Source organism: Gorillibacterium massiliense (assembly GCF_000455485.1).
GTDB classification, from domain to species: domain Bacteria; phylum Bacillota; class Bacilli; order Paenibacillales; family NBRC-103111; genus Gorillibacterium; species Gorillibacterium massiliense.
Genome location: NZ_CBQR020000151.1, coordinates 1 through 26,752 on the forward strand (window position 1 = coordinate 1; position 26,752 = coordinate 26,752).

General features: G+C 48.0%; 22 protein-coding genes and 1 pseudogene. 20 read left to right on the plus strand and 3 right to left on the minus strand.

Annotation, left to right across the window (positions count from 1 at the left end):
- Both spoIID and TJ79_RS21195 read left to right on the plus strand, forming a co-directional pair.
- Positions 1–1,051: stage II sporulation protein D (gene spoIID, locus TJ79_RS21190; RefSeq protein ID WP_052339840.1), on the plus strand; the 1,051-nt coding region annotated here is incomplete at its 5' end.
- Positions 1,052–1,335: 284 nt separating this feature from the next.
- Positions 1,336–2,076 carry a M23 family metallopeptidase gene (locus TJ79_RS21195; protein WP_040952353.1) on the plus strand — a complete coding sequence of 247 codons (741 nt, stop codon included), beginning with the start codon at positions 1,336–1,338 and terminating at the stop codon, positions 2,074–2,076.
- Between the two features lie 120 nt (positions 2,077–2,196).
- Here TJ79_RS21195 and TJ79_RS21200 read toward each other — a convergent pair whose 3' ends face one another.
- Positions 2,197–2,751: a helix-turn-helix domain-containing protein gene (locus TJ79_RS21200; RefSeq protein ID WP_040952354.1), complete on the minus strand. Its 555-nt coding sequence runs from the start codon at positions 2,749–2,751 to the stop codon at positions 2,197–2,199.
- A 110-nt stretch (positions 2,752–2,861) separates the two neighbouring features.
- Between TJ79_RS21200 and TJ79_RS21205 the strand changes: the two genes are divergently transcribed.
- From TJ79_RS21205 to TJ79_RS21275, 14 genes are all read left to right on the plus strand, one after another.
- Positions 2,862–3,449, plus strand: coding sequence for a LysE family transporter (locus tag TJ79_RS21205; RefSeq protein WP_040952355.1), 588 nt, complete (start codon positions 2,862–2,864; stop codon positions 3,447–3,449).
- Between the two features lie 159 nt (positions 3,450–3,608).
- Positions 3,609–5,192, plus strand: coding sequence for a hypothetical protein (locus TJ79_RS21210; RefSeq protein WP_238323099.1), 1,584 nt, complete (start codon positions 3,609–3,611; stop codon positions 5,190–5,192).
- Between the two features lie 475 nt (positions 5,193–5,667).
- On the plus strand, positions 5,668–5,958 hold the full coding sequence (spoIIID, locus tag TJ79_RS21220) for a sporulation transcriptional regulator SpoIIID (RefSeq protein WP_040952358.1): 291 nt from the start codon (positions 5,668–5,670) through the stop codon (positions 5,956–5,958).
- A 189-nt stretch (positions 5,959–6,147) separates the two neighbouring features.
- Complete coding sequence (gene mreB, locus TJ79_RS21225; RefSeq protein ID WP_040952393.1) at positions 6,148–7,161, plus strand: rod shape-determining protein; 1,014 nt, start codon at positions 6,148–6,150, stop codon at positions 7,159–7,161.
- Between the two features lie 56 nt (positions 7,162–7,217).
- A complete protein-coding gene (locus tag TJ79_RS21230) occupies positions 7,218–8,168 on the plus strand; it encodes a flagellar hook-basal body protein (RefSeq protein ID WP_040952359.1) in 951 nt (316 codons plus the stop codon).
- 47 nt (positions 8,169–8,215) lie between these two features.
- Positions 8,216–9,061: a flagellar hook-basal body protein gene (locus TJ79_RS21235; RefSeq protein ID WP_040952360.1), complete on the plus strand. Its 846-nt coding sequence runs from the start codon at positions 8,216–8,218 to the stop codon at positions 9,059–9,061.
- 90 nt (positions 9,062–9,151) lie between these two features.
- Positions 9,152–9,568, plus strand: a complete 417-nt coding sequence (locus TJ79_RS26235; protein WP_052339841.1) for a DNA-directed RNA polymerase subunit beta — start codon at positions 9,152–9,154, stop codon at positions 9,566–9,568.
- 159 nt (positions 9,569–9,727) lie between these two features.
- Positions 9,728–10,309, plus strand: coding sequence for a CDP-alcohol phosphatidyltransferase family protein (locus TJ79_RS21245; protein WP_052339846.1), 582 nt, complete (start codon positions 9,728–9,730; stop codon positions 10,307–10,309).
- A gap of 152 nt (positions 10,310–10,461) precedes the next feature.
- Positions 10,462–10,893 carry a 3-hydroxyacyl-ACP dehydratase FabZ gene (gene fabZ / locus TJ79_RS21250; RefSeq protein WP_040952396.1) on the plus strand — a complete coding sequence of 144 codons (432 nt, stop codon included), beginning with the start codon at positions 10,462–10,464 and terminating at the stop codon, positions 10,891–10,893.
- A 93-nt stretch (positions 10,894–10,986) separates the two neighbouring features.
- Positions 10,987–12,681, plus strand: a complete 1,695-nt coding sequence (locus tag TJ79_RS21255) for a phospho-sugar mutase (protein ID WP_040952361.1) — start codon at positions 10,987–10,989, stop codon at positions 12,679–12,681.
- 204 nt (positions 12,682–12,885) lie between these two features.
- Complete coding sequence (locus TJ79_RS21260; protein ID WP_052339842.1) at positions 12,886–14,943, plus strand: DUF5693 family protein; 2,058 nt, start codon at positions 12,886–12,888, stop codon at positions 14,941–14,943.
- Positions 14,919–16,202, plus strand: a complete 1,284-nt coding sequence (locus tag TJ79_RS21265; protein ID WP_040952363.1) for a polysaccharide pyruvyl transferase family protein — start codon at positions 14,919–14,921, stop codon at positions 16,200–16,202. Before TJ79_RS21260 ends, TJ79_RS21265 begins: the two co-directional genes overlap by 25 nt.
- Before the next feature lie 17 nt (positions 16,203–16,219).
- The gene (locus TJ79_RS21270; RefSeq protein ID WP_420319401.1) at positions 16,220–16,984 is read left to right on the plus strand and encodes a WecB/TagA/CpsF family glycosyltransferase; all 765 of its coding nucleotides are present in this window, start codon (positions 16,220–16,222) and stop codon (positions 16,982–16,984) included.
- A 157-nt stretch (positions 16,985–17,141) separates the two neighbouring features.
- Positions 17,142–18,242 carry a glycosyltransferase family 4 protein gene (locus tag TJ79_RS21275; protein WP_040952365.1) on the plus strand — a complete coding sequence of 367 codons (1,101 nt, stop codon included), beginning with the start codon at positions 17,142–17,144 and terminating at the stop codon, positions 18,240–18,242.
- A 229-nt stretch (positions 18,243–18,471) separates the two neighbouring features.
- Here the strand turns inward: TJ79_RS21275 and TJ79_RS21280 are convergent, their stop codons facing one another.
- Both TJ79_RS21280 and TJ79_RS27390 read right to left on the minus strand, forming a co-directional pair.
- Positions 18,472–20,988 (minus strand): O-antigen ligase family protein, encoded by a 2,517-nt coding sequence (locus tag TJ79_RS21280; protein WP_040952366.1) that lies wholly within the window; start codon positions 20,986–20,988, stop codon positions 18,472–18,474.
- Positions 20,989–21,211: 223 nt separating this feature from the next.
- A pseudogene (locus tag TJ79_RS27390) lies at positions 21,212–21,622 on the minus strand (transposase); the annotation flags it as partial.
- A 538-nt stretch (positions 21,623–22,160) separates the two neighbouring features.
- Here TJ79_RS27390 and galU point away from each other — a divergent pair.
- The 4 genes from galU to TJ79_RS21300 all read left to right on the plus strand — a co-directional run bounded on the left by galU (position 22,161) and on the right by TJ79_RS21300 (position 26,745).
- Positions 22,161–23,048: a UTP--glucose-1-phosphate uridylyltransferase GalU gene (galU, locus tag TJ79_RS21285; protein ID WP_040952367.1), complete on the plus strand. Its 888-nt coding sequence runs from the start codon at positions 22,161–22,163 to the stop codon at positions 23,046–23,048.
- 161 nt (positions 23,049–23,209) lie between these two features.
- Positions 23,210–24,517 carry an ABC transporter permease gene (locus tag TJ79_RS26240; RefSeq protein WP_238323100.1) on the plus strand — a complete coding sequence of 436 codons (1,308 nt, stop codon included), beginning with the start codon at positions 23,210–23,212 and terminating at the stop codon, positions 24,515–24,517.
- A 21-nt stretch (positions 24,518–24,538) separates the two neighbouring features.
- Positions 24,539–25,822, plus strand: a complete 1,284-nt coding sequence (locus tag TJ79_RS21295) for a Wzt carbohydrate-binding domain-containing protein (RefSeq protein ID WP_155987985.1) — start codon at positions 24,539–24,541, stop codon at positions 25,820–25,822.
- Positions 25,822–26,745, plus strand: a complete 924-nt coding sequence (locus TJ79_RS21300) for a class I SAM-dependent methyltransferase (RefSeq protein ID WP_040952370.1) — start codon at positions 25,822–25,824, stop codon at positions 26,743–26,745. Before TJ79_RS21295 ends, TJ79_RS21300 begins: the two co-directional genes overlap by 1 nt.
- Positions 26,746–26,752: the final 7 nt, after the last annotated feature.

The window sequence follows — 26,752 nt, forward strand, 5'->3', positions numbered from 1 at the left end:
TGGCGGCTTAGCCGCCAGGGGCCCGGCTGCGCCGGACGCTTCGCCGCTGCCGTCCACGCAGGCATCCGCCGGCGGCGACACCGCGGCTGCGCCGCCCGCCGCTGGCTCACGCCCGGCGGCTGCATCCGGCTCAGCCTCCGCCCCTCTGGCGCCGGAGCTGCTCCTGGCCGACACAAGCCCGGCCGTCACCGTCCCGGTCTACCTGACGGCTCAGCAGCAAATCGATAAAATCCCGCTGGAAGAGTATGTACGCGGTGTTGTCGCCGCGGAGATGCCGATCCAGTTTGAGATGGAGGCGCTCAAAGCTCAGGCGCTGGCCGCCCGTACTTATATCGTCAGGAGAATCGCCCTAAAGGATTTTAGCGGCGTGCCGAACAGCGAGGCGTGGGTAACGGACTCCGTTCAGCATCAGGCGTTTATGACCGAAACGCAAATGAAGCAAAAATGGCCGGGCACTCAATATGCCAGCAATCTCGATAAATTGAATCGGGCTGTGAATGCGACGCGCGGGAAAATCTTAACGTATGGCGGAGAACCGATAAATGCGGTGTTTTTCTCAACAAGCAACGGTTATACCGAGAACTCGGACGAATATTGGTCGGACAGCGAGCCCTATCTGCGCAGCGTAGCGAGTCCATGGGACAAGTCGTCCCCGGAATACAAGACTACCGTTACCTTTACCAATTGGGAGTTCGTCGAGAAGCTGGGCTTGGCGGGAATCCGCTCCCCTTCCTCCATCATCGCCAAAATGAAAATCCTCGGCTACACCGCCGGACATCGAGTCGACAAAGTCAAAATAGCAAATACTACCCTGACGGGCAGAGAAGTTAGAGAGCGGCTGGGGCTTCGATCCTCCCAATTTCAAGTCAAGGTGAACGGCTCCAGCATCACGGTGACCACCTTTGGTTATGGGCATGGAGTGGGGATGAGCCAATGGGGAGCCAACGGCATGGCAAAAGAAGGGGCAACCGCCCAAGAGATCGTCAAATACTACTACCAAGGCATCGACATCTCGGATCAAGCTCCCTACCTGCAAAAAGTAGCACAATAGCAATCTGGCAAAATTCATCCCATTCATCGCAGAAAGACTTTCGCTGTTATGCCCACAATCTTGTTTTATGAACGTTCTATCTACTAAAAAATCGTGCCCACAAAAAGCACGCTCTCTATTGGCGCTGCCTGCTTCTATAGCAACCTTCGCTCTATCAGCGGCTGCCGGTGCTTGCCAATCCTTGTTTTGCGACAGACAGGGTCTAGCAAATTTTTCAAGAAAATATCATCTCCCCGTATAAAACCCCATGTTCTGGCAAGAATGGTGGGTGAGGTGATGAAAAAATGAAAGAGAATAAAAACAAAGACATCGATTTTCAAGAGAACCCTCAATCCGTAGAGGGGGAAAGCACGGCCCAACCTGGCGCGTGGAAAAGGCTGATGGCCAAAAAATGGGCCTACCCGGCAATCTACCTGGCAGCGTTGGCAATTATCTTAACGTTAATGTGGGTCTATCAGGATTCCGGCAAAAAAGCAGTGTCGGACGTGAGTGCAACCCTCTCTGGCAAAACCGGCCAGACGGCAGTGGACTCCGCCAAGCCTGATGCACTCCCCGCTAACGCAAATGCCGAAGCCCTGCAATGGCCGGTAAAAGACCGCTCTGAGGTGGATATCGCTCTTGGTTATTATGACAAGAACGCAACGGCTGACGAGAAGCTGAACGCAACGATCTCCACAAGTGACAACACCTTCGAGCCCAGCACCGGTATCGTGCTCCAGCGGGAAGACAACGCATCCTTTGATGTATTGGCAGCTGGCAGCGGTGTCGTAACCGACGTGGAAAAGAGTGCTCCCCTCGCAGGCAACTACGTGGAAATCACTCACAACAACGGGTTGATTACCGTCTACCAAAGCTTGGGTGATTTGAAGGTAGAGAAGGGCGACAAGGTGAAAAAGGGTGCAGTCATCGCAACCGCCGGCCGCAACGAATTGGAGAAAGACTACGGCGTGCACCTGCATTTTGAAGTCCGCTCCGCTTCCGACAACACAACGGTGAATCCGAAGGAAGTATTGCCGCAACAATAACCAACCAACAACATCTTAAGAAACGGAGCGTCTGGTAAATCCAACCGAGCCGGCCGTACCAAGCAGAATGAATGCGTACTGTACGCAGGGCTGACCCTATAAGGGGCGGCCCTTTTTGTTTTATCCCGGATAATGGATTACCATGCAGAGCCGCGTGAGGGTGTCGCAGGAGTTATGGTAAGAATGGGGCCGATCCGCTTTGAACCGGATGGAATCGCCCTTTTGCACGGTATATTCTTCAGCATTGACCCGGATCGTGAGTTCTCCGTCGAACACCGTTACAAATTCCTCTGTTCCCTCTTTGTGCGGCTCCGAGCTTAAATATCCGCCTTTGTCCACCTCCAGTGTATACATCTCGAATCGTCTCCCGTCCTCAAAAGGAAAAAACGGATAGAGCCGGAACTTCCCGTTATCTTCATTAAACCCGCGGATGTCGCTCTTGTAGACCATGATCGTATCGGATTGCGGCTCATCGATGAGTGAACTGAACGAAACCTTCAAGCCGTTGGCGATTTTCCAGACGGTACCGATGGATGGGTTTGATTCTCCCCGCTCGATTTGACCCAGCATCGTTTTGCTTACTCCTGTCAGCTCGGCCAGATTGTCGAGGCTGAGTTTCTCTTGCTCCCGCAGCGTTTTCAGATTTTTGGCAAGGACGAAATTGATATTTTCCATAACATTCACCTCTTCCATTGTGCTATATAGCGTATATATTGTATAATTATAACGAACGTACGCCTTAACGTACGTTTTATACATTATAGCATATAAGGAGTGGGTGCATCTTGCCGATCTTACCATTTTTGTTGTATGTCTTCGTGATGACGTTTACGCCAGGACCGAACAATATCATGTCGATGTCCAATGCCAACCGGTACGGCTTTAAAAAAACGCTTCGCTTCATTTTCGGAGTGAGCTTCGGTTTTCTCGTCATCCTGCTGCTGAGCAGTTACTTTAATTTGCTGCTCTACAGCATCATCCCGAAAGTCAAACTGGTGATGGGCATTCTGGGCAGCCTTTATATGGTCTGGTTAGCGTATAGAATCATGATGAGCTCTTCAGGGAAAAAGGGTGCGGATAACGAAAGACTGAATTCGTTTCTCTCTGGTTTTGGACTGCAATTTATCAACTTCAAGGGAATTTTATACGCCATTACGGCGTTCTCATCCTTCGTCATCCCTTATTACCGGTCAAACGGAATCTTGATCTTGATTTCTGCATTTATGGCGATCGTCTTTTTTTCGGCTTCCTTGTGCTGGGCCGGGTTCGGATCGCTCTTCCAGCGTTTTCTTTCCAAATACGAAAAACCTTTTCATATTATCATGGGGCTGTCGCTGCTTTTTAGCGCTGTTTCGATCTACACGGAAATTTGAAAACACACACTAAATTTCCAAAAACATCCAAAACATTAAGAGTTCCGGGGCGTATAATGTTCATCGGAATCTTTTTTTGCCCACAAACCCGGAAAGGGAGTTTTTCATGGCCTATAAAAAACAAAGGCTTTGCTCGCCGTAGTTCTTTTCGCTTGTTCATTGGTTCTGTCACCTTCTCCTTCAGCGAAAGCCGCCCCATCGGTAGCAAAAGAAGTGACTGCGACGCTTCCGGCATTCCCGGTCACGCTAAACGGCATCGCCATCGACAACGCGCACCGGCAGTATCCCCTTATCGTGTACAAGGGCATCACGTATTTTCCCATGACGTATTATGACACCCGGTTTCTCGGCCTGGAGACGACTTGGACCGCCAAGATCGGCTTGGGGGTTTCGCAAACCGGCATATCAGGCGCTTATCGGGACGGTTACACCGCCAAGTCCAATCCAAAAACCTTCAAAGCGAGCTTGCGGGAAGGCGTCGTGAAGGTAAACGGCTTCGTGGTACAGGCGGACCGGGAGGACTATCCGTTTCTCTCTTATCGGGGGATCGCCTATTTTCCGCTGACATGGAAGTGGGCGAAGACGGAGTTCGGCTGGAGCTATCATTTTGACGCGAAGAAAGGGCTGGCGATCGACTCCGCCAACCAACAACTCATTGCTACCTCGCTCCCCGGCTATAAGGGTGGCGAATACACCCGGTCGGGTGCCTATCACTACTATATCGATGAAAAAGGCGGGGTCTATCAGCTCAAGGTGGACGGCACCGGCAAACCGCGGAAAATGTACCAGCTTCCGATTTGGGATTACGGAGACGGCAAGACCCTAGTGGGGGCGGGACTCTCTTCGGACGACAATGATTCGGCGTTGCTCACCTATCATCAGGGCGGGGCAACCATGGGGTATGATGAGTCATTACGCTTGAACGCCAACGGAACCGTTGAAAGTCTCAGCCATACGAGCAGCGTAGGGCCGCCTCCGCCCCCGCCGGGCAATATCGGCCTTGAGTATACGGGTGGTTCGTACGGGATAACCGCTGTTACGAATCAATATATCTATTCGGCCGCGTATCTTCCCAATGTCCCCAACTCAAATGCAATCTGGAGAACCGACAAAACCACTTTGGAAACGGAACGGGTTTCCGGCCTGCCTGCGGATAAAGTTTATTCAATGGAAGTGTGGGGGGATTTTCTCTATTGGATTAACGACGGCAAGCTATACCGAGTTCCTTTGGATGCCCATCTCGCTGACGGCGAGGCAGGGCGGCTTCTGGAAACTCACGGAGCTATTGATTTGCAGGCTCCTCATCTTGAATGGAACGGCAGCTTTTACTTCGTGACCGCCGGCGACGGCAAACTCTATCGGATTCCTTGGGAAAGCCAGGACAACGATGTAATTGACGCGCAGCTTGTACCGACACGCGGTAAAATCAACCGGCAAATCTGGAGCTTGCAAGTCTTCAACGACGGCTTGTATTACCTGAATGACGCCGGGGATATTTACGCCGTAGGATCGGATCAACCCTTTTACGACGGAAGCCCTGTTATGTCTTTTCAGAGTTATGATGATTATCTGGTTTGTTTCTTTGCTAACGTGCCATCCAATCCTTACCGCATGACCGTTCAAAATCTGCAAGGGCAAATCGTCTTCAAAACTGCCGACATCGGCAGCGGAGCCAGCATACAAAGCGGCGTTCTTACTTATCTACTGGACGGCACAGCCTACCGGACCGTTTTGCAGCCTTAAGCCTCCAGCGATAGCTCTTTAGCTTGTCTGTGATTGTATAAAATACAGGAGAATCTCTCGGGAAGCTTCTGTATAGGCAACGTGATTGTATTTTGTACAGGAGAATGACAACAAAACTGCACAAAAACCTGATTTTGCTTCATTCTCCTGCACTTTGTGCAATCAGATTCGATAAATCTACTAATATTTGTAAAATCAATTGTACTTTTTGCAGGGGCGTCTGAGTGCGATGCCCGTACAACTATTATAGGAGCAACCGAGTGCAGAATCCCCCAAACCCTACGGGGCTTATGCACGAGCGACTTAGCATCGGCCCCAACCCCATACAACAGATCGACCTGCGCCGGAAGCTCGCTCTGAGCCATAACGATAAAACATGTACAATCCCCCTGTTTTTGTTGGACGACTGAGCGAATATATAGGCCCGCCCCTCATATAATGGTACCATTCAACGCAAGTAAGGGAGGCGAGGCGATTGCACGATTACATCAAGGAACGGACCATCAAGATCGGCAGGTGCATCGTGGAAACGAAGCAGACGGTCCGTACCATAGCCAAGGAATTTGGCGTTTCCAAGAGTACGGTGCACAAGGACCTGACCGAACGGCTGCCGGACATCAATCCGGAACTGGCGAACCAGGTCAAAACGATTCTCGAGTACCACAAATCGATCCGCCATTTGAGGGGAGGAGAAGCGACAAAGATTAAGTACAAAAAATCGACACGCTATAAAAATCATGAGCAACTCGTATCCGCTAATTCCTGAATTTTTCGCTCCAGCCAACGTTCCCGGCTCGCTCGCGTAAATTTCGGAATAAAGAGGATTTTTTATTTTTATGGCGAATTTTGCTATAAGATATTTTTAGGTGCGTGCCGATAATTATGGAATCGATGGCGTCATGAAAGCGCAGGCGATTACAGGAGACGGACGGTGGCCAGGAAAGGACTTTGTGAGATGCTCAGCAAAGATATTGGGATTGATTTGGGTACGGCAAATGTACTGATTTACGTGAAGGGTCAGGGTATCGTTCTCAATGAACCCTCGGTTGTAGCCATGGAAAGCACGACGAGACGCGTGCTGGCTGTCGGGGAGGAAGCGAGGCGGATGGTTGGCCGCACGCCTGGCAATATCGTCGCAATCCGTCCCCTGCGCGACGGAGTGATCGCCGACTTCGAAGTGACGGAAATGATGCTGAAATATTTTATTCAAAAAGTGGGGGGCCGCAGTTGGTTCCGCAGCCCCCGTATATTGATTTGCGGTCCGACCAACATGACCTCCGTAGAGCAAAAATCGATTCGCGAGGCAGCGGAAAAATGTGGCGCCCGTGAAGTTTTTCTGGAGGAAGAACCGAAAGCGGCTGCAGTGGGCGCGGGAATCGACATTTACGAGCCCAGCGGCAACATGGTCGTTGATATTGGCGGAGGAACCACGGACGTTGCCGTGCTTTCCATGGGTGACATCGTGACTTCCTCCTCTCTCAAAGTGGCAGGGGACAAGTTCGACGCCGCGATTGCCAAGTACATCAAAAACAAGTACAAGCTGCTCATCGGCGAGCGGACCTCTGAAGATATCAAGGTTAAGATTGGAACGGTCAGTCCTGATGGCAGAGACGGAGAAATGGACGTTCGCGGCCGCGACATGGTGACTGGAATGCCGCAAACCGTAACCGTCAGGTCTTGGGAAATCAGCGAGGCGTTATCGGAGCCGATCATGACGATCGTCACCTCAGCCAAGACCGTGCTGGAGCAGACCCCGCCGGAGCTTTCGGCGGATATAATCGATCACGGGATTATCTTAACGGGCGGCGGCGCCCTTCTGCACGGATTCGACCAACTGCTCACCAAAGAGCTGTTGGTGCCGGTGCTAGTCGCCGAAGACCCGATGAACTGCGTATGCAACGGGACCGGCATCATGCTGGACAATCTGGATAAGGTTGCCCGCAGACGCTCTACGGCCGATGCCCGATGAATAGATAAGTTGAACGATTCCTTTGACGACTGTCGACAAAAGAAACGGAGGAGCCTATGTTAAGAGGACTATACACGGCGGCTGCAGGCATGATTACCCAGCAGCGCAGACACGACGCCGCTACTAACAATATTGCCAACCTCAATACACCTGGCTACAAGCAGGTAAACGCTGTAACGCGGTCTTTTCCCGAAATGCTGATTTCGTTAACCGGTGGAGGACAAACGAATCCGGCTAATCGCCATATCGGCCGGTTGAATACCGGTGTTATGGCGGAAGAGGATCCTTCCACATACGTGCAGGGCGATTTGATGGAAACCGACAATTCCTATGACTTTGCCATTTCTTCCGATATCCAGGATGCAAACGGCCTGAATTTCAACGGTTCGGGTATGGCTTTTGATGCCGATGGCAACCGAATTTTTCAAAAGCAAGCATTCTTCACCGTTCAGGATGCCAACGGACAAACCCGGTACACCCGCAGCGGTGACTTCACTGTAACGGCAGATGGTCATCTAACCACGCCTGAAGGCTACAAAGTGCTGGGTTCCGACGGCCAGCCCATCGTGATGACTGATCCGACGACAGGTGCAGCGATCCCGGATGCTACTCTGGCGGCGGATGGAACCTTCCTGGATGCGGTGACGGGTAAGCCTCTGACGGGCGCAAACGGCGGTCGCATGGCGCTGCTGCTGTCACGGGTGGACGATCCGAACCGGTTGATCCTCGAAGGTAATGGCGTTTACCGCATCAACGCTGGCGATGAAGGCACCGTTACGGCTCTCACCGACGGGGCGGGAGGCGTTCCCAATCCGGAGTTGACGGCACTGACGACAACTGGCCAATTGACCGTTCATCAAGGTTATCTGGAGCGCTCCAATGTGGATTCCGCCCAAGCCACCATCGATATGAACAGTGCCCTTCGAGCTTATGAAGTCAATCAAAAAATCGTGCAATATTATGATAAAAGCCTGGACAAGGCCGTCAACGAAGTGGGAAGAGTCTAGACCGGCCGACCGCTCATTCAAACTAACACCGGAAGGGGCTTCATGACATGAACACTTCACTCATCACCTCCATGGTCTCCATGCGTGCACTGCAGCAAAAGCTGGACATTATGGCGGATAATATGGCAAACTTGAACACGACAGGTTTTAAGCGCAAAGAGGCTACCTTTGAGGATGTTTTGACGAACCTAAAAGAGCAGCCCAAAGGCTTTCAAAAGAATGGACGCTTGTCGCCTCTTGGTTATGACCAAAGCTATGGTATGAAGGTGAGCCAAACGAGGCTAGACATGACTCAGGGACCGCTTAAAGAAACCGAAGTTCCAACGGATATGGCTTTGGAAGGGCCGGGTCTGTTTGAAGTTAAGGCGGGTAACACCACCGCGTATACCCGTGACGGCAGCTTCCAGCTCTCCTTCGATAAGCAGGACCCTGATATGGTATACCTTACAACCAAGGACGGATACTATCTGCAATGGAATAACGGAGGGACGGCGGAGCCGGTGCACATGTCGGCAAAAGCAACCTTCACTGTCAATGCAGAGGGTCAAATGACCGTTACCGTTCCCGGCGAGCAACCGACCGTGCATCAGCTTAAGCTGGTCCGCGCTGTCAAACCCCAGCTTCTTGAGCAGGCAGGGGACAATCTATACCGGATACCGAATGGCGTTGACAACACCCAGGGACAAGTCATCCGGGATGTCGGGCCTTTGGATCGGACATCTGATAACCAGCCGCTCATTACCGTGCGGCAGCAATTCCTTGAGCAGTCCAATGTCAATTTGGCCAATGAAATGACCGAAGTGCTGCAGGTTCAACGCGCTTATCAGTTGAATGCTCGAGCGATCAGCTCATCCGATATGATGGCGAGCCTGACCAACAACCTTCGCGGTTAACGCGGCGTATGCACGGCGGTAAAGTGCCTGCGGCGGCGTGAGAAGGAGCCGCTATCGGAAGCTTACGCCGGAAGGAGGAAGACCCGCATCATGCAAGATTCAACAAACCGCTACGGAAAACTCCTTGAGGATAAGGAAGACGACCGGAACCCATCGCCGTACAACCAGGGGATGGATGACGCGGATGATCATGATTATACGGCGGAGATGTATATGCCAGACGGTTATCGGCAGGAGCTTGAAAAGCCGAATATAAAACCGAAAGCAAAGGAAGAGAGTCAACACCCGGGACCGGCTGCATCCGGCAAGAAGCCCGCTAAGAAAAAAAAGAAAAAGCGGCATCCCGTCCTGAGGGTACTGCGGTTTTTGATCGTTCCTTTGCTTTGCTTAATCGCCCTTGGCGCTGGACTTGTGGTGGGTTATACCTACATCGGCGATCACCCGATGTCGGACGTGTGGCATTGGGAAACTTGGAAACATGTATGGGATTTGGTCTACGCCAAGTAGATCCGAAATAGGTGAGGCTATCCTGCGGCGCTGCTTGCGCTTAGAGGATAGCCTTTTAAGTGCTTAAGAGCAGGGCAAACGGTTTTATTTTTTTCTTTTCACAGGTATAATGGATTAGATAGACAACCGGTAGTAAGGAGAGACAAGCAATTGCGTTTCATAAATGTGCCTAATATACTGACACTTATTCGATTTTTGCTTATCCCCGTATACCTGTACGTCTTCTTTTCCGGGCATCCGCGATGGTCGCTGCTGATCGTGCTTTTGGCAGGCTTGACCGACGTGTTAGACGGTCATATCGCCCGTACACGAGGACAGGTTACCGAGATGGGGATTATGCTTGATCCGTTAGCGGATAAATTGATGATGGCGACAGTCTTTCTGTCCCTTTTATACTCCCGGCTGATCCCATGGCTTGCAGCTGTGGCTATGGTCATCCGCGACGGGGGCATGATTATTTTCGCCACCATTTGTCATTTTAAAGGCAAAAAGCCTGTTCCGGCCAACATATTAGGGAAGATGACGACCGTTCTGTTTTACTGCGCCATTTTGTTAATTGTATTTGAAGTAAAAACGGGCGTTCCTTTCTTGTGGGCTGTCATCGTATTATCGTTTGTGGCGACGACGATCTACCTGTTCTCGTTCCGGCGGATTAATGGCAAGCTGAGAATGGAACCGGCCAGCGCAGGCGACAGCTTGTTACGAAATCCCCCTGTTAAGCCTGCCCGTAAGGGAGAATAAGGAAAGGAGCTTATCCTTTTAGCGCCGTATACAGCGCGGATAGGCTCCCTTATATCAACCCCGCCGTCTGCAGCAAGCGAGGGGACTATTCTAGTGTAGGTGAAACTCCTCCCATTTATTCTTAGAACATAAGAGGAAAGGGCGTGCGCGTCATGATGGATATCAATCAGATTCAAGAAATTATTCCGCACCGGCAGCCGTTTTTGCTGGTGGACCGCATTTTGGAAGTGGAGGAAGGCGTTCGGGCAGTGGGACTGAAAAACGTATCCATGAACGAACCCTTTTTTGCTGGTCATTTTCCAGGGTATCCGGTTATGCCTGGTGTGCTGATTATCGAGGCACTGGCTCAGGTAGGTGCCGTGGCCATGCTCATGACGGAAGCTAACCGGGGAAAATTGGGCTTTTTCGCCAGCATTGACGGCTGCCGTTTCCGCGATCAAGTGGTCCCGGGGGATACTCTAACGCTGACCACAGAGATTACCCGGCTCAAAGGGTCCTTTGCCAAGGCAAGAGGTGTTGCCAAGGTAGGCGACAAGGTCGTAGCCGAAGCGGATATGATGTTTGCCCTTTCCGATAAGCAATAAAGCAGGATAAAATATACTTATATTAGGGAATGCTAACCATTTGATTAGCGGGTTCCCTAAGAAAAATAGATAGAAGTGCGAGGAGGAACGGCTATGACGAATGAATTTGCGGGGTCTCGGTACACCCAGTGGCTGGAACATGCAGATGCGGAAACGCAAGCGGAACTGGCTGGCCTGAAGGAACAGGCGAATGAGATCGAAGACCGTTTTTACAAGGATTTGGAGTTTGGAACCGGAGGAATGCGCGGCGTCATCGGCGCCGGAACCAACCGGATGAATTTGTACACCGTAGGCCGGGCCTCCCAAGGCTTGGCACAATATTTGCTGACGGATACGTCTCGTCCCCATTCTGTTGCGATCGCTTACGATTCCCGCAACCGCTCGCCGGAGTTTGCTCTTGAAGCGGCGCTGGTACTGGCAGCCAACGGAATTACCGCCTATGTATTTGAAACCCTTCGTCCGACTCCCGAGCTGTCTTTTGCCGTGCGCCGGTTGAATGCCTCCGCAGGTATCGTGGTTACGGCCAGTCATAACCCTCCGGAGTATAATGGCTATAAAGTATACGGTCCGGACGGCGGACAGATGGTTTCAGAAGCGGCAGGACAAGTCATTGCGCAAATCGCCGATTTGGATTTCTTCTCCTCCGTGAAGCGTCTCACCCGGGGGGAAGCGGAAGCCAAAGGACTGCTGTTCTGGCTGGGCGAAGAGATGGACAAGGAATACATAAGCGCCGTCACTGCCGTTAGTCCCAATCCGCAAATCGCCAAGGAAATGTCCGATAAGGTCAAAATCATCTACACGCCGCTGCATGGCGCTGGCAATCTCAGCGTCCGCAGGGTTTTGCGCGAGTTGGGCTTCGCCAACGTGCAAGTTGTGGCTGAGCAGGAACTTCCGGACCCAATGTTCTCTACGGTAAAATCCCCGAATCCTGAGGAACGGGCCGCGTTTACCATCGCCATGGAACTGGGTAAACAAACCGACGCAGACATCATCATCGGCACAGACCCGGACTGCGACCGCATGGGTGCTGTCGTCCGTGATGCTTCCGGCGAGTATATCGTCCTCACCGGTAATCAATCCGGCGCGATCATGATCCACTATTTCCTCAGCAGTTTGAAGGAACGCGGTGCCATTCCGGCAAACGGAGTGGTGATCAAAACCATCGTTACCAGCGAAATGGGCGCGGTGATCGCTCGCAGCTTCGGCGTTGAAGTGATGAACACACTCACCGGGTTCAAATACATCGGCGAGAAGATGACGGAATTTACCGCCACCGGCTCCCATACCTTCCTGTTCGGTTATGAGGAAAGCTACGGCTACCTGGCGGGCGATTACGCCCGGGATAAAGACGCCGTCATCGCTTCCATGCTGATCTGCGAAGCAGCCGCTTATTATAAGAAGCAAGGCAAAACGCTGTACGACGTGCTGATCGAGCTCTACGAAGAGTACGGCTACTTCATGGAGCGTCTGGAGTCCCGTACCTTGAAGGGTAAGGAAGGCGTGGAGAAAATCCGCGGCATCATGGAAAACTGGCGCCTGATGCCTCCTGCTGAAGTGGCAGGGGTAAAGGTGACCGAGGTGCTGGATTACTCCCAAGGCATTCAAGATCTGCCTGCGGAAAACGTGCTGAAGTACGTCTTGGAGGACGGCTCCTGGTTTACCCTGCGGCCTTCGGGAACCGAACCGAAGATTAAGGTCTATTTTGCGGTAAAAGGCAGTTCGGTCCAGGATTCAGGGAATCTCCTGGATGCCATGACGGCAGCTGTAATGGCCCGCGTGGACGGTTAGGCGTAGGCGAATCGTAATCAACAAAATAATCGTGACCGGACGGGTCCCTTCGGCAGGTGCCAATGCCTGATCGGACGGACCCGTTTTTAAGTTTAGTACAATAAATTGCCTTATTCCGTATCGGTAAATGTCGCTCGTCATTCCAAGGATTGCATCAGCTGTTTCTTGGTTTTGCGTGCATTTTGAAGGGAGCGTTGGGGTATCTTGGAACGTTTTGCAAAAGTAAACCGGGCTTTGCCTAAGGTATTGTGGGCACTTGTCGCCCTCGCCTTGCTTGCTTCCGTGCCGTTGGTGTCAGATCGGATCCGCACGGAAAAGTCGTCCCAAAAAGTCGAATTCGTTATGGACTATCGGGACGTGCTGGAATTGTCCGCCTATAAGCCGGATCCGCAGGCTTTCGTGAACGAGCAATTGGACACGATGAATAAATCCGGTATCCATTCGGTGGCGATTTATGAGACGACATTAAGCGAGCTGCAATTGGCGCGCCGTTTGGATATGTTCACTGCGAAAGAAGCGGCGACGCTGACGGGCAAGCCTGGCGAAGCGAACCGCAACGACACCTTTGTGCTGTTTACGGACGAGACTGCTCGGGGCAAGCTGCAGCCGATGATCGAGCAGGAGTTTGCCGAGCTGGGTATCGCTACTGAGCCTTGGTCTTATGACGGTCGTTCCGGTCTGCGCATCGCCGCGTCTGAGGACGAGGCACAGCTTAAAGTGCTGGGACCCGACCCCATCGCTTTGGAACAATTGCAGGCGAAGGGAATGGGTATCGTCGCCCGGATTTCCAATCGTCACAAGCCATATGACGAGGCGAAGATGGATAGATATCTGGGGATGTTCGCCGCGGCTGGAACGAAGAACGTCATTGTAGAAGGCGATTTTGTACCCGGCTACGGAACCGGGGAAAATAACCATATCTCCGATTTTGCTTCGCTGATGAACAAATATAAGCTGGGGCTGGGGATCGTTGAATTGATCAAGGCTCCGGCGGGGATCAGCACCCTGGCGGAGAAGCTGGACTACAATGCTTTCCGCGTCCATTCTTTTACCGAGGCTGATGCCGAAAAAATGTCCATGGCCCAAACCAAAGAGCAATCGGACGACCGCGCCCGGGAAGCCGCCGACCGTTTCGTGCTGGCTGTGAAGGACCGGAACATCCGCCTTGTTTTCCTCAATGCCAGAGTGTATAAAAATAACGAAAAGGCATCCATGACCGACCCGCTGAATACCATCTATGAGAGCATCAAAGGTAAGGACGGGGCCGCTCCGCGGATTCAGGACGCCGGTTATGTGACTGGACAAGGGTCCGCCCACCGGTTTGATTACACTCCTTCAGGATGGCATAAGCATCTCCACTACCTGGTCATTCTTGGCAGCGTGGCGCTGATCGTGCTGCTGCTGTCGTACTTCTTTCCGAATCTGACCCTGTGGTTCTTGATTCTCGGCTTGTTGGGCAGCATCGGCTTGCGGGTATTGCATCCGCTCATGCTCGACAAGATGCTGGCATTAGGCGCTGGCTTATCCTCTGCTTCCATCGCCATGATCCTGACCGCCCGCAAGATCCAGAGCCGCATGGAGAAGGAGTCCCAATCGTACGTAGGTCAAACCGTCAACCTGTTCATCCAGGCGACGCTCGTGTCTCTCATCGGCGCTGTCCTCATTGTTGGGCTGCTGAATGGTTTGACATACAGTTTGCTCCTGCAGCAATTTTTCGGTGTTAAAATGTTGGGCATGTTTCCGCTCGTCATCTTTGGCTTGTACTTGTTGCTGTTCCATGAGAGCTTGGGCACGACGGAAAAAATCCGCAAGCTGCGCCGGATCCTCTCCTCGCCGGTTACGGTGTTCTTTATCGTGGCGGCGGCTGTATTGGGCGGAGTGTTGTACTATTACATGAGCCGGACAGGCAATTCGGGTACGGTGAGTCCGCTAGAGATGAAATTCCGCAGCTTGCTGGAAAACGGCATCGGAGTTCGCCCCAGAACCAAAGAGTTCCTGATTGGACACCCGATATTCATTCTGGGTGCATATCTCGTCTTGAAGTATCGATATAAATACGCCGAATGGGTGTTTTTGTTTGGTGTCATCGGCCAAGTGGACATGGTGGGCACCTTTACCCACCTGCATTCACCGATCATTATGTCCGCTGAACGCGACGGGTACGGCCTGTTGTTCGGAGCTGTCATTGGGCTCATCCTCATCGGCATCTGGAATTTGTTCACAAGGGGTTGGAAAAGATGGGCCGAGCCGTTTTACAAATAGACAAGTTCAGGATAGTCATTTGTGGATACTACGGCTTCCGCAACAGCGGCGATGAAGCGGTTCTCCAATCGATTTTGCTGGCGCTTGAAGCGGAGGGCGAACGGCTGGGCGTGACCATCGAGCCCATCGTGATGTCCGGTGATCCAGAATGGACCACGCGGATGTATGGTGTAAAAGCCGTTCCCCGTATGAAAATGGCCCAGGTCATAGCAGCCATTCGCAGCTCTGACGGCCTTATAAGCGGCGGGGGCAGTTTGCTGCAGGACGCCACCGGTAAGCTATCAATTCCGTATTATTTGGGTATCCTAAAGCTTGCCCAGTGGTTAGGAAAGCCAACGTTCATCTATTCCCAGGGCATCGGCCCAGTGAACCGTAGTGTGTTCTTCCCCTTGATCCGCAGCACCTTCGCGAAGTGCAAGTACGTTTCTGTACGCGACGCCGAATCGGCAGAACTGCTGCGGAGCGTGGGGTATCGGGGTCAGGTAGACGTCGTCCCCGATCCGGTCATGGGTTTACCTCTTAAGGCAGAGACGGATGGTCCGGATGCCGCCACTGTAGGGACGGCTCAACTGCCTAGCATGGACGCTCCGGCAGGAGCCGCACATGTCGCAGGCCATACCGGCAGCCCGGCAGATGAGTCCGATGCAGGCAGCGGGAACGAGGAACCTGCTGGGGATGTGTCTGCTATCACGGCGGCGCAATCAGGCGCAGGCGACCGCGACATCGTCGGCGTCTCCATCCGCTTCTGGAACGGTGACCGCTCCGAGCTCCACGCCTTGGCCGAAGCGCTGAATGCGCTTCGTCAGAGTAGGCCTGTGGAGCTGCGCTTCCTGCCGTTCCACCTGCCCTCCGATGTGGAGGCATCCCAATATGTGATCGGGGCCATGGGCGCGGAGGGTGACCCTGGCGTGGTGCTCGTGGACGGCATCGAGCACCCGCAGGACATGCTTGCGGCGGTAAGCGAATGCCAGCTCATGATCGGCATGCGCCTGCATTCGCTGATCTACGCCGCTTCTCAAAGCGTGCCGGTTCTCGGCATCTCGTACGATCCGAAGATCGACCAGTTTCTGAACCGGCTCGGTATGAGCTCAGCCGCCCGCACGGACCGCTTCGATGCCGCCCTTGTAGCGGCGGAAGCGGCAGCCCTTCTCGACGGCCGTACCGCCTGGCAGCGGGAGAAAACTCCGCTTATCGCAGCGCTCAAGCAAGAATCCCGCAAGCCGGTGCAACGAATTCTCGCTTTCATGCGTCAATTATAGGAATGAGGTGAATGCCTATGAACCAAACGTTACCAAATCCCCTTATTCCGAAGACCTTCATCTTCGGCGTGCCCTTTTCGCGGCTCGGTTTTCGCGATACGCTGCAGCTGTTGGTGGAAGCGGTGAAAAACCGGCAAGCTACCCACGTCATTACGGCTAATCCCATCATGGTTACCGCAGCAGGAAACAACCCAGCGGTCATGGCGATGATGAAGCGGGCCGAGCTTGTCGTTCCGGACGGAGCCGGCGTTGTTTGGGCGGCAGGCTATATCGGCCAGCCCGTTACCGAAAAGGTAGCCGGCATCGAGCTGATGGAAGAGCTGATCCGCATCGGGGAACAAGAAGGCTGGCGCGTATTTTTGCTGGGGACATCGGAGGAAGTGATTCAAGCTGCGGCCGCGCGTATAAAGGATAAATATCCGAAGATTCAAATCGTGGGCGTGCAGAACGGGTATTTTTCCGACGAACAGGATGACGAAATTGTTGAGAAGGTGCGCGAGGCCAAACCGGATCTGCTTTTTGTCGGACGGTCCGCTGACAAGCAGGACTTGTGGATCGACCGCTACCGCGACCAGTTGGATGCGACGCTCATGATGGGTGTTGGCGGAAGCTTCGACATTTTCTCCGGCAACTTGAAGCGAGCGCCGAAAATTTTCATCCGCATGCGGTTAGAATGGTTGTATCGGCTTATGCAGGAGCCATCTCGTTACAAAAGAATGTTGGATTTACCCCGATTCGTGATGAAAGTCATAAAAGAAAAAGATAACGTAGGAAAACCTTGACTATTATCGGAATGTTGACGTTATCATGTGGAAAATCGGCTTTTTTTGCACAAAAGGAATTATTGTATATTCGATCTCGCACTTTTATAGTAGGATAGGAATGCAATCATGTAAGTAAATTGAAGGTTTGCGAGAGAATTGAGGGGTTGACCATTATATGAACTGGTGGATTTATGTCATCGGGTTTGCCGCAGCTTGTGTCTTATCGATCTTGATGACACCGCTGATGAAAAAACTGGCCTTTAAAGTCGGGGCCGTCGCAATGCCCAATCACCGTACCGTACACAAAAAACCGATGGCTCAACTGGGCGGGTTGGCGATTTTTGCAGCCTTTGTCCTCACGTACTTTATCGTTACTCCTTTTTCCGGATATGAAGACAAGAGCCATATCGCCATAGGACTTATTCTTGGTGGCACCATTATCGCCATCACCGGCGCTTTGGACGACCGCTTCAACCTGTCGCCGAAAGTCAAACTGCTGGGCCAGCTTCTCGCCGCCGGCGTGGCTGTCGCCTTCGGACTGGAAATCGACGTGATCCGCATTCCTTTCCTGAGCAGCGAGCAGTTTATTCAATATAACTGGATCAGTATTCCTTTAACTATCGTCTGGATCGTTGGTGTGACCAACGCCGTCAACCTGATTGACGGCCTCGATGGCCTGTCAGCAGGCGTATCCAGCATCGCAGCAGGAACTATCTTGGTGACCGCCATCATGATGAACCCGCTACAGCCAATGGTTATCCTGCTCAGCGCCATCCTGATCGGCAGCAGCTTGGGCTTCCTGTTCTTCAACTTCCATCCCGCCAAGTTATTCATGGGGGACTCGGGCGCACTGTTTTTGGGCTATGCCTTGTCCATTCTATCCATCATGGGTTACAAACAGGCCACCATCGTGTCCTTCTTGGTACCGGTTTTGATCCTTGGCGTGCCGCTGTCGGACACCTTCCTGGCTATTCTCCGCCGGAAGCTGAACAACAAGCCGATCACCGTGGCCGATAAAGAGCACCTGCATCACTGCCTAATGAACATGGGCTTCAGCATGCGCAAGACAGTTATCATCATCTACGGCATCGCCTTTACCTTTGGCCTGTGCGCCATCCTGATGACGCAGAAACAAAGCTGGTGGACGATTCTGCTCGTCCTGCTTATCCTCGTCGTCTTGGAACTAGGCGCAGAAGCCATCGGCGTCATCGGCAAAAAACGAAAGCCCGTCCTTAACTTCCTGCAGCGCGCCATGGGCGTTAGCCGGACGAAGTAAGAAGGGCAACGAATACTTAACAGCAAACGCAACCCCGGTCCTCTCAGAGGCACCGGGGTTTATATTTTGACACCATATCGTCGAATCTGCTTCGCCAACGGTATTTGTCTCGAATCATAGCTAGAACGACCTACATCGCATTAAACATATAAGCCTCAACGATAGTCAGCAAAAAAAGAGCATCCCTCGAGTCTCTAATCGAGAGATGCCTTAAGCGCATTTAATTATCTTATTTCAAAATGGTGTCCAGTTTAACTTTTTCTGTTTCATCTTTGCTAATTAAGAGATTGTGCAGATTTTCGTCGTTCTGTTGCTGCTTATTAAGTGTAGCGAGGTACCATAGGGCCGCTTCCCGCCCCTCCGCGGTATCAAGCAGCTTGGTGCGCTCGGGCGAATCTGTTCCCATAGTGGGTTTTAAGATTTCCATTGCTTTGTCAAAATGTCCTTGTTGGAAGTAAATTTGACCCAAGGAAGCAGCCATTAATGGAGTCACTTTAAATTCAACGGTTATCGCGATTTCCTTCGGGATCTTGGACATGTCCTTCACCCTTTTGTTGAAGGCATCGTACACGGTCAATGCGTCATTTCGATATTGTTCAGCTACAGCAGGATCTTTCTGATCGGCTGCGGCTGCGAGTTTTGCTTCAAGTTGCATCTTTTGTGCATAGAGTGATTCGTCCCAAGGAAACAAAATCAGACTTTGATTTAATGTATCCAAAGCTTGATTGTATTGGCCGATAGAAGTATAGATTGACACCTTATCATTCAATAGAGCCTGAGAATTAGGTTCGTGGCGCAGAGCGGATTCCGTTTTGGACAGAATGGCCTGCAAATATTGCGTTGCTTGATCGGCCTGGCCTTGCTGCACCATTTGTTGATAAACTTGCTGATAATACTGGATATCTTGAGCACGATAATCGGGATGACCCGGATCTCGCGATATAGCGCGATTAAGGGGCACAACCACTTGATCCAGAGACCCGGTCGTGACGGCCAAACGATTCGCTTTTTTGAAGGAAGCATTAGCACTTAAACTTATGCTTGTCATAACGAAAGCGGTAATGGCAATGGCAGCTAACGCCCCCGGGAAAAGATATCGCCACGGTGAATCCTGGCGTTTTGGAACCGGCAGTAGTTTCACCGAATCAGCCCCCGCTACCATCCCCCCAAGGCAGAGAAACAAGAGTCCGGCCAAGTAAATGTAGCTTAACTCGAAGTCGATCAAGCTATGTAGAAGCAAGGCAACCGAGACGATAAAAAACACAAAATTCTGATCGCGTTTTGCCGGCTCCACTTTGATATAATGGCGGACGAATAGGTAGAATGCCAGACCAATAACCAAAAGTAATACAATAAAACCAATTATACCCGTTTCTAGCATGTATTGAATCGGAAAGCTATGAGCCTGACGGCTTATGTATGGGTAGCTTTGATATTTACCGTATAGGGTGCCCCAGGCTCCTCCGCCTGCTCCCAGTACTGGGTAATCCGCAATCAGCTTAAAGGCATCCTTGTAAAAGTACCCCCGCTCCAACACGCTATGCTGGCGGAAGTTGATGTTTTCGACCCGCGTGCGGAGCGTATCCGGGAGGGCATCCTTGACGGGAGTGAAATAAACCAAGAGAAAACCGATTATGCCAATGATGATGAACAACAGGGGAAGGGCAAAACGGGCATATTTTCGGGACGAGAAGCCGGCAAGTTTTGAATCCATCCGGGGCTCCACGAAGCGTTGCGAAGCATAGATAAGAGCCGTGACAGCAAACGAAACGACCACTAAGATGACAAAAGCGAACCACGAGTCGCCGCTTTTCCAACCTAACAGACTAGCTGTCCAATCTCCCTTTGCGGTGGGGAGCACTTTCGCTAATGTGTTTTGTCCGGCCTTGTTCAATGAACTCGTCACAGCAAGAGCGGCAGCCGCTCCAACGAGAGTATATACTAGCATAAAAAGCTGCCTAACCACTGGAAGGAACGGAACGACAATCAGCAAGATTACGGGAAGAACCACTAATCCCCCACGTGAAAGAGTCAAGAGAAAAGATACAATGATGGGAACGATCATAAACATATGTAAGAACCGAATTTTGCGGTCAGTTGCACAGACAACCGAATAGATGCAGGCAACAAGCAAAACAAGCAGAAACGCAGCATAGGCATTTGCATATTGGAACACGGATGTCAGTCGCAACCCTTGATCAGACATTAAGGCGTCTTTGTGATAAGCCATCCCCAAGAGGCATGCAAGCCCGAACCAAACAATGATATAACCGGATATGAGCAGCCCGTTTTGAAGGATAGTGCTACCAAAGCGAGTGCGTGCAAGTACAATCGCAGCCACAAAGAGAGCAGCGTAAAAGATGTTGATCAGTAGCATGTTTTTCGCAAGATGCGGAGAAACAGCCTGGGACATCGAAATGAAATAACAAAGTGGAATCAGCCAGATTAGTATGCTGAGCCAGTCACGGCTGTCTTTTAACTTCCAGTTGGAGAAGAACCGCAATCCAACAACCAGCAGAGCACCAAAGCCAACCAGCAGCCAGCCGAAAAACTTGCCCTCATATTGGGTTAAATCCCCAATACGCCCAACAATCGTGTTATTATTGAATAATGCTGTTTGGTATGGCGCAATAAATACGAACGCCATCACGCAGAACAAAAGCGTCCAGTAGAGGATAGAGGATCTATCGGAATTCATGATTTCTGCATCCTGATCAGTTTTCCGCCTGTTTGTTGCATTTTCCATGAGTGAAGCTCCTTTTCTATCATTGATCGACAATATTTTCTATTTTATCATAGAAGTGAACATCTTTCAGTTTGAAAGTAGAGATTTATAAGACATTAGAGAAACATTAAATGCTTTGGTAAGCATACTTTATTCGCAGTGTATTACTTAATTAAGAACCTAATAGCGAAAGGTAGCCGTAAGATTAGCGTAAGTCTAAAATATCTATAAATGTCAATCAACCAAGGCGTGCTCGAATAAAGGCAAGCTCGTACTTGCGCCTGCCTTCTCCAAATCTACCTTCAATTGTGTTCCGTTCACTAGCATCCTGTTTGACGACTTGCTTCTCTTCATGTGTCGGACCGTTTTTAGGCTTGCGACCCAATGTCGATCCGTTGAGTCGTCGTATCCCATTGCTCGCAATACTTCTCAATCACGCCAATCAGCGTCATACTCTCGTTGAAGTTTTCTCTAGACAGCCGATCAAGGAACGCATAGTCATTCGTCATGTTACTGCGTTCTTGGCTCCGAATTCGATTCGCGGCTTCTCTTTCCCTCGCACGATAGGTCTGACATGTGGCTGATGAATGCAGATGACCCGGTCCTCCATCGCAGGGGGTGCTTCAGACGAACCGTCCTTCTGCTCCACGAACATCGTTTACTGCCCGTCATCAGAAGTAGGAGGACGCTTCTTAGAACGCGTCAATTGCCTCCATCACTGCTGGAGCCATTGTTGTTATTGTTTGTCATCCCTCGCGTTGTAGAGTCGACGACCTCGTTCAAGTATATCCAGCACAGCCGTCAGACGCTATCGAACGTGTGTCTGACGGCTGTACTGCGCTTGTTTTTTGTCAGGAATACACCTAAAATGAAGAAGGCTGCATACAGCATTTGGATGTAGGTCATATTTGTTTCCAAATAATGCGAGCCCGCATTGGATAAGGGAATTATATAGGCGAGCAGCATCAGCAACACCAAGATGATCAACACATCTTTGCGCTATTGAAGCTTATAAACGACAAAAGCATAGATAGAAGTAACCAGCAAAATGATGGAAGACCATGCGGTACCGAGTAAATTAAGCTAGTGGGGAGGGTGGGGAAAATAAATAACTCACGCTCTTTACAGGCGCACTTATTTATTACAATTACAAATCATTAATGGAATACTTCAAATAAAGTCGGAGAGGTTATATGAAAATCAGAAAAGCAATAATCCCAGCGGCCGGGCTCGGAACAAGATTTTTGCCTGCTACAAAGGCTATGCCAAAAGAAATGCTACCCATTGTTGATAAGCCTACCATACAATATATCGTCGAAGAAGCGGTTGCTTCAGGCATAGAAGATATTATTATTGTCACAGGCAAAGGGAAGCGAGCAATTGAGGATCATTTTGATATGAGCTTTGAACTTGAACAAAATTTATTGACTAAAGGAAAACTAGAATTGTTAGATGAAGTTCAAAAATCAACAGATATGGCAAATATTCACTATATTAGACAGAAAGAACCTAAGGGTTTAGGACATGCTATTTGGTGCGCCAGAAATTTTATTGGTAATGAGCCTTTTGCAGTACTTTTAGGTGATGACATCGTACAATCACAAACGCCTTGTTTGGGGCAAATGATGAACTTCTATAATCAGTACAATAGCTCTATTATCGGCATTAAACCTGTTCTCAAAAATCAAGTGCAACGATATGGTATTATTGATGGAATACCAATATCTGATAATTTACATAAAATAAATAGTCTTGTCGAAAAACCTCGCGTAGAAGATGCTCCTTCCAACTTCGCGATTATGGGTAGATACATTTTAACTCCAGAAATATTTGAAATCCTGTCAAAACAAGAAGTTGGGGCAGGAGCAGAGATTCAACTGACAGATGCAATCGTAAAATTGTTAGATACTCAAATGGTATATGGTTATGAATTTGAAGGTATTCGCTATGACGTTGGTGAAAAATTAGGATTTATAAAAACAACACTTGATTTTGCATTGGATCGGGCAGAACTAAGGAATGAACTTCTGGATTACTTACAGGAAATCGTTGAGAGCAGAGTGATTAAAAATAAGACTTAATTTACCTGATATTGTTCATCACGATTAATAACTACTGTGCACTGCTATCATTCTAAAATGTGAGGGCATGGATAATTTTGGGGGATAAAATGAGAACAATTAGACTCAAGAAAATATCAACGCTAGTCATTTCAATATTCTTGCTTTTTATTATTTATAAGATGGTAGCAACGCAAAATATGGATTCCTTTAGTATTGCTGTAGAGATGAAAATTCCTCAAAACGATACTATTCAAATTTTCTATGACAATGGAAAAAAAACATACTTTGATGAGCAACATTCAAAAAAAATAGATGTTAAGGGATCAAATGAATTTCAGGTTATCAGAGTGAAAATCCCTTATGATAAAACAGGTAAATTTAGGTTGGATTTAGGCGATGGACGAAATAAGAAAGTATTAATCAAAGAGATTAGATATGGAAATGCTTTGTCCCGTGAAATATTTGATGCTGATAAAATAGTAAAGAATTTCTTAGCATTTAACTTAACGCGTTACGAGATTACAGATAATACTATAAATATAGAAATGGATAGTAACGATCCTTATATCTATTCTCTCAGTGGCCTTTCAGCTGGTGCTGACAATCCTGTGGATAATAAAAAAATAGCACTATATGCTATTCTTATATGGTTTATTGTAATCGCTGCAATATTTTTATTGCTTAGACAAAGATCAATTAAGAGTTTTATAACAGATATTTATTCGAACCGAGCTCTTATAACTACACTTGCTTCAAATGATTTTAAGACCAAATATGCAGGCTCATATTTGGGTATTGTTTGGGCCTTTATTCAGCCGGTTATGTCTATCCTTATTTATTGGTTTGTTTTTCAGGTTGGATTTAGGGCACAAACAGTTAGTGATGTACCCTTTATAATTTGGCTAGTAACAGGAATGGTACCTTGGTTTTTCTTTTCTGATGCACTTATTAATGCTAGCAACTGCTTTATAGAGTATAGTTACCTTGTAAAAAAAGTTGTATTTAATATTAAAATACTTCCTTTTGTAAAAACAACATCATCTCTTATTGTTCATTTTTTCTTTCTATTGATAATTGCATGCCTATTTGCAATTTATGGTTATTCTACTGGCATCACTTTTATTCAAGTAGGTTATTTTAGTGTTTGTACATTTTGCTTAGCTCTTGCATTATCATACATTTTTGCGCCGATTATGATATTTTTCAAAGATTTAATGCAAATAATCAATATCTTTTTGCAGTTCTTTATGTGGCTGACGCCGATTATGTGGAATCTAAGTATTGTACCTGAACAGTATAGATGGATTTTTAAATTAAATCCTGTTTACTATATAACAGAAGGTTATAGAAACTCACTTTTATATCATAAGTGGATCTGGCAGAGTTATGGGGAAACCATTTATTTTTGGGCAGTAACGATAGTACTATTTGGTATTGGTATGATGATTTACAAAAGATTAAAGCCCCATTTTGCAGATGTTCTTTAATTATGTACTGAGGAGAATATGATGAGTGACACAATAATACAAGTTTCCAATCTATCGAAAATTTATAAAGTTTATGATAAGCCTATAGATCGCTTAAAAGAATCATTGAATCTTGGAAGAAAATCTTATCACAAAGATTTCAACGCTTTAACTGATGTTTCATTCGATGTCCATAGAGGTGAAATTTATGGGATAATGGGACAGAATGGTTCGGGCAAGTCGACTCTATTAAAAATTATTACAGGGGTATTGAGTGCTTCCAGTGGCAAAATTGCAATTAATGGAAAAATCTCAGCTTTATTGGAATTAGGTGCAGGATTTAATTTTGAATATACTGGAATTCAGAACATTTATTTAAATGGTGCGATGCTTGGATTTACAAAAGAAGAAATTGCAAATAAAGTGGATTCAATTATTGAGTTTGCAGATATAGGGGATTTTGTTAATCAGCCCGTAAAAACCTACTCAAGCGGTATGTTTGCCAGATTAGCTTTTGCAGTCGCGATAAATGTTGATCCAGATATATTGATTGTTGATGAAGCACTATCTGTTGGAGATTTTTTCTTTCAAGCCAAGTGCTATAAGAAATTTGAAGAGTTTAAGAGTAAGGGAAAGACGATTTTGTTTGTTTCCCACGATATGAGTAGTATATTGAAATACTGTGATAGGGTTCTCTTACTGAATCATGGAAAAACGATTTCAGAGGGTTCCGCCGATCATATTCTCAACATATATAAGAAACTTTTAGTTAATCAATATAAAGATGAAGCAATAGAAGAAACAAAACTGCAAGAGCAATTATTAGATAATGATGATGATCTGTTTTGTAAGAACAGACTTACTATCAATCCATTCGTCTTAGATTACGGTAGTAAAGAGGCGGAAATAATTGATTTTGCAATTAAAGATAAAACAGGAATGGTGACAAATTCCATATTAAAAAGTGAGCAATTCGAAATATACATGAAGATTAAGTTTAACAAAAAAATTCTTGCACCTATATTTGCCTTCACCATTAAGGATATCAAGGGTACTGAACTTATGGGTACAAACACATTGTTAGAAAACAAAACGATTGAAAATATTAATGATAACGAGATAATTGAAATTTCTTTTAAACAAGAAATGAATTTGCAGGGAAGTACTTATTTACTATCACTTGGTTGTACGGGTTATAGTGGAAATGAATTTGTGGTGTATCACAGGCTTTATGATGTTTGTAATATTACAGTTGTTTCACAGAAAAATACGATAGGGTACTACGATTGTAATTCTGACATAGAAATAAAAAGGATGATTCAATGATGAGTGAAGAGCTTATAGGTAATGTAAAGCTGAATTATTCTTACTATAAGGGCAGTGACTTATATTCAGATGGTGATATTGAAGATCAGATGCTTGAAATTGCTCGCAATTATGAGGATTGTGAAGCTGTGCTTGCAGAGGATTCAAGATGGCCTATCCTCTATCATTTTTCCACGATAAGACAAAATATATTAGAATGGTTTCCTTTTAAAAGAAATGCAGAAGTTTTAGAAATCGGAGCTGGTTGTGGTGCTGTTACTGGAGCGCTTTTGAAAAATGATTTATTTGTTACATGTATCGAGCTTTCTAAAAAGAGGTCTATGATTAATGCTTTCAGACATAAAAATTACGAAAACTTAGAAATCATTGTTGGCAATTTTAATGATATTGAAATAACAAAAAAATATGATTATATAACCTTGGTTGGTGTCTTAGAGTACGCAAAACTATATATTGATAACAAAAATAACCCATATTTATACTTTCTAAAAAAAATTAAAGAGTATTTGAAAGAAGATGGCAAACTTTTTATAGCAATTGAAAATAAATTTGGACTAAAGTACTGGTCTGGAGCTAAAGAGGATCATACAGGTATATTATTTGATGGAATAGAAGGTTATACTTCTAATAATAGTGCTGAAACCTTTTCTAAAACCGAACTAAAGACAATGTTATATGAAGCAGGACTTCATGATTTTGAGTTTTACTATCCTTATCCTGATTACAAATTTCCATTACAAATCTATTCTGACAAGAGATTACCACAAATAGGGGATTTAGTACTTGAAAGATATAATTATGATCAAGATAAGCTTTCTTTCTTTGATGAAAAGAGCGTATATGACAATTTAATTAATAGCCAAATGTATGATTTTTTCTCTAACTCTTTTTTAATTGTAATAGAGAATAAAACAAAAGTTTGACTTTAGA

Excerpts from the sequence above, each read along its gene's own strand:
- TJ79_RS21195 (WP_040952353.1), top strand. The coding sequence starts at position 1,336 with ATGAAAGAGAATAAAAACAAAGACATCGATTTTCAAGAGAACCCTCAA.
- TJ79_RS21200 (WP_040952354.1), bottom strand. The coding sequence starts at position 2,751 with ATGGAAAATATCAATTTCGTCCTTGCCAAAAATCTGAAAACGCTGCGG.
- mreB (WP_040952393.1), top strand. The coding sequence starts at position 6,148 with ATGCTCAGCAAAGATATTGGGATTGATTTGGGTACGGCAAATGTACTG.
- TJ79_RS21230 (WP_040952359.1), top strand. The coding sequence starts at position 7,218 with ATGTTAAGAGGACTATACACGGCGGCTGCAGGCATGATTACCCAGCAG.
- TJ79_RS21235 (WP_040952360.1), top strand. The coding sequence starts at position 8,216 with ATGAACACTTCACTCATCACCTCCATGGTCTCCATGCGTGCACTGCAG.
- TJ79_RS26235 (WP_052339841.1), top strand. The coding sequence starts at position 9,152 with ATGCAAGATTCAACAAACCGCTACGGAAAACTCCTTGAGGATAAGGAA.
- fabZ (WP_040952396.1), top strand. The coding sequence starts at position 10,462 with ATGATGGATATCAATCAGATTCAAGAAATTATTCCGCACCGGCAGCCG.
- TJ79_RS21255 (WP_040952361.1), top strand. The coding sequence starts at position 10,987 with ATGACGAATGAATTTGCGGGGTCTCGGTACACCCAGTGGCTGGAACAT.
- TJ79_RS21265 (WP_040952363.1), top strand. The coding sequence starts at position 14,919 with ATGGGCCGAGCCGTTTTACAAATAGACAAGTTCAGGATAGTCATTTGT.
- TJ79_RS21270 (WP_420319401.1), top strand. The coding sequence starts at position 16,220 with ATGAACCAAACGTTACCAAATCCCCTTATTCCGAAGACCTTCATCTTC.
- TJ79_RS21275 (WP_040952365.1), top strand. The coding sequence starts at position 17,142 with ATGAACTGGTGGATTTATGTCATCGGGTTTGCCGCAGCTTGTGTCTTA.
- TJ79_RS21280 (WP_040952366.1), bottom strand. The coding sequence starts at position 20,988 with ATGGAAAATGCAACAAACAGGCGGAAAACTGATCAGGATGCAGAAATC.
- galU (WP_040952367.1), top strand. The coding sequence starts at position 22,161 with ATGAAAATCAGAAAAGCAATAATCCCAGCGGCCGGGCTCGGAACAAGA.
- TJ79_RS26240 (WP_238323100.1), top strand. The coding sequence starts at position 23,210 with ATGGTAGCAACGCAAAATATGGATTCCTTTAGTATTGCTGTAGAGATG.
- TJ79_RS21295 (WP_155987985.1), top strand. The coding sequence starts at position 24,539 with ATGAGTGACACAATAATACAAGTTTCCAATCTATCGAAAATTTATAAA.
- TJ79_RS21300 (WP_040952370.1), top strand. The coding sequence starts at position 25,822 with ATGAGTGAAGAGCTTATAGGTAATGTAAAGCTGAATTATTCTTACTAT.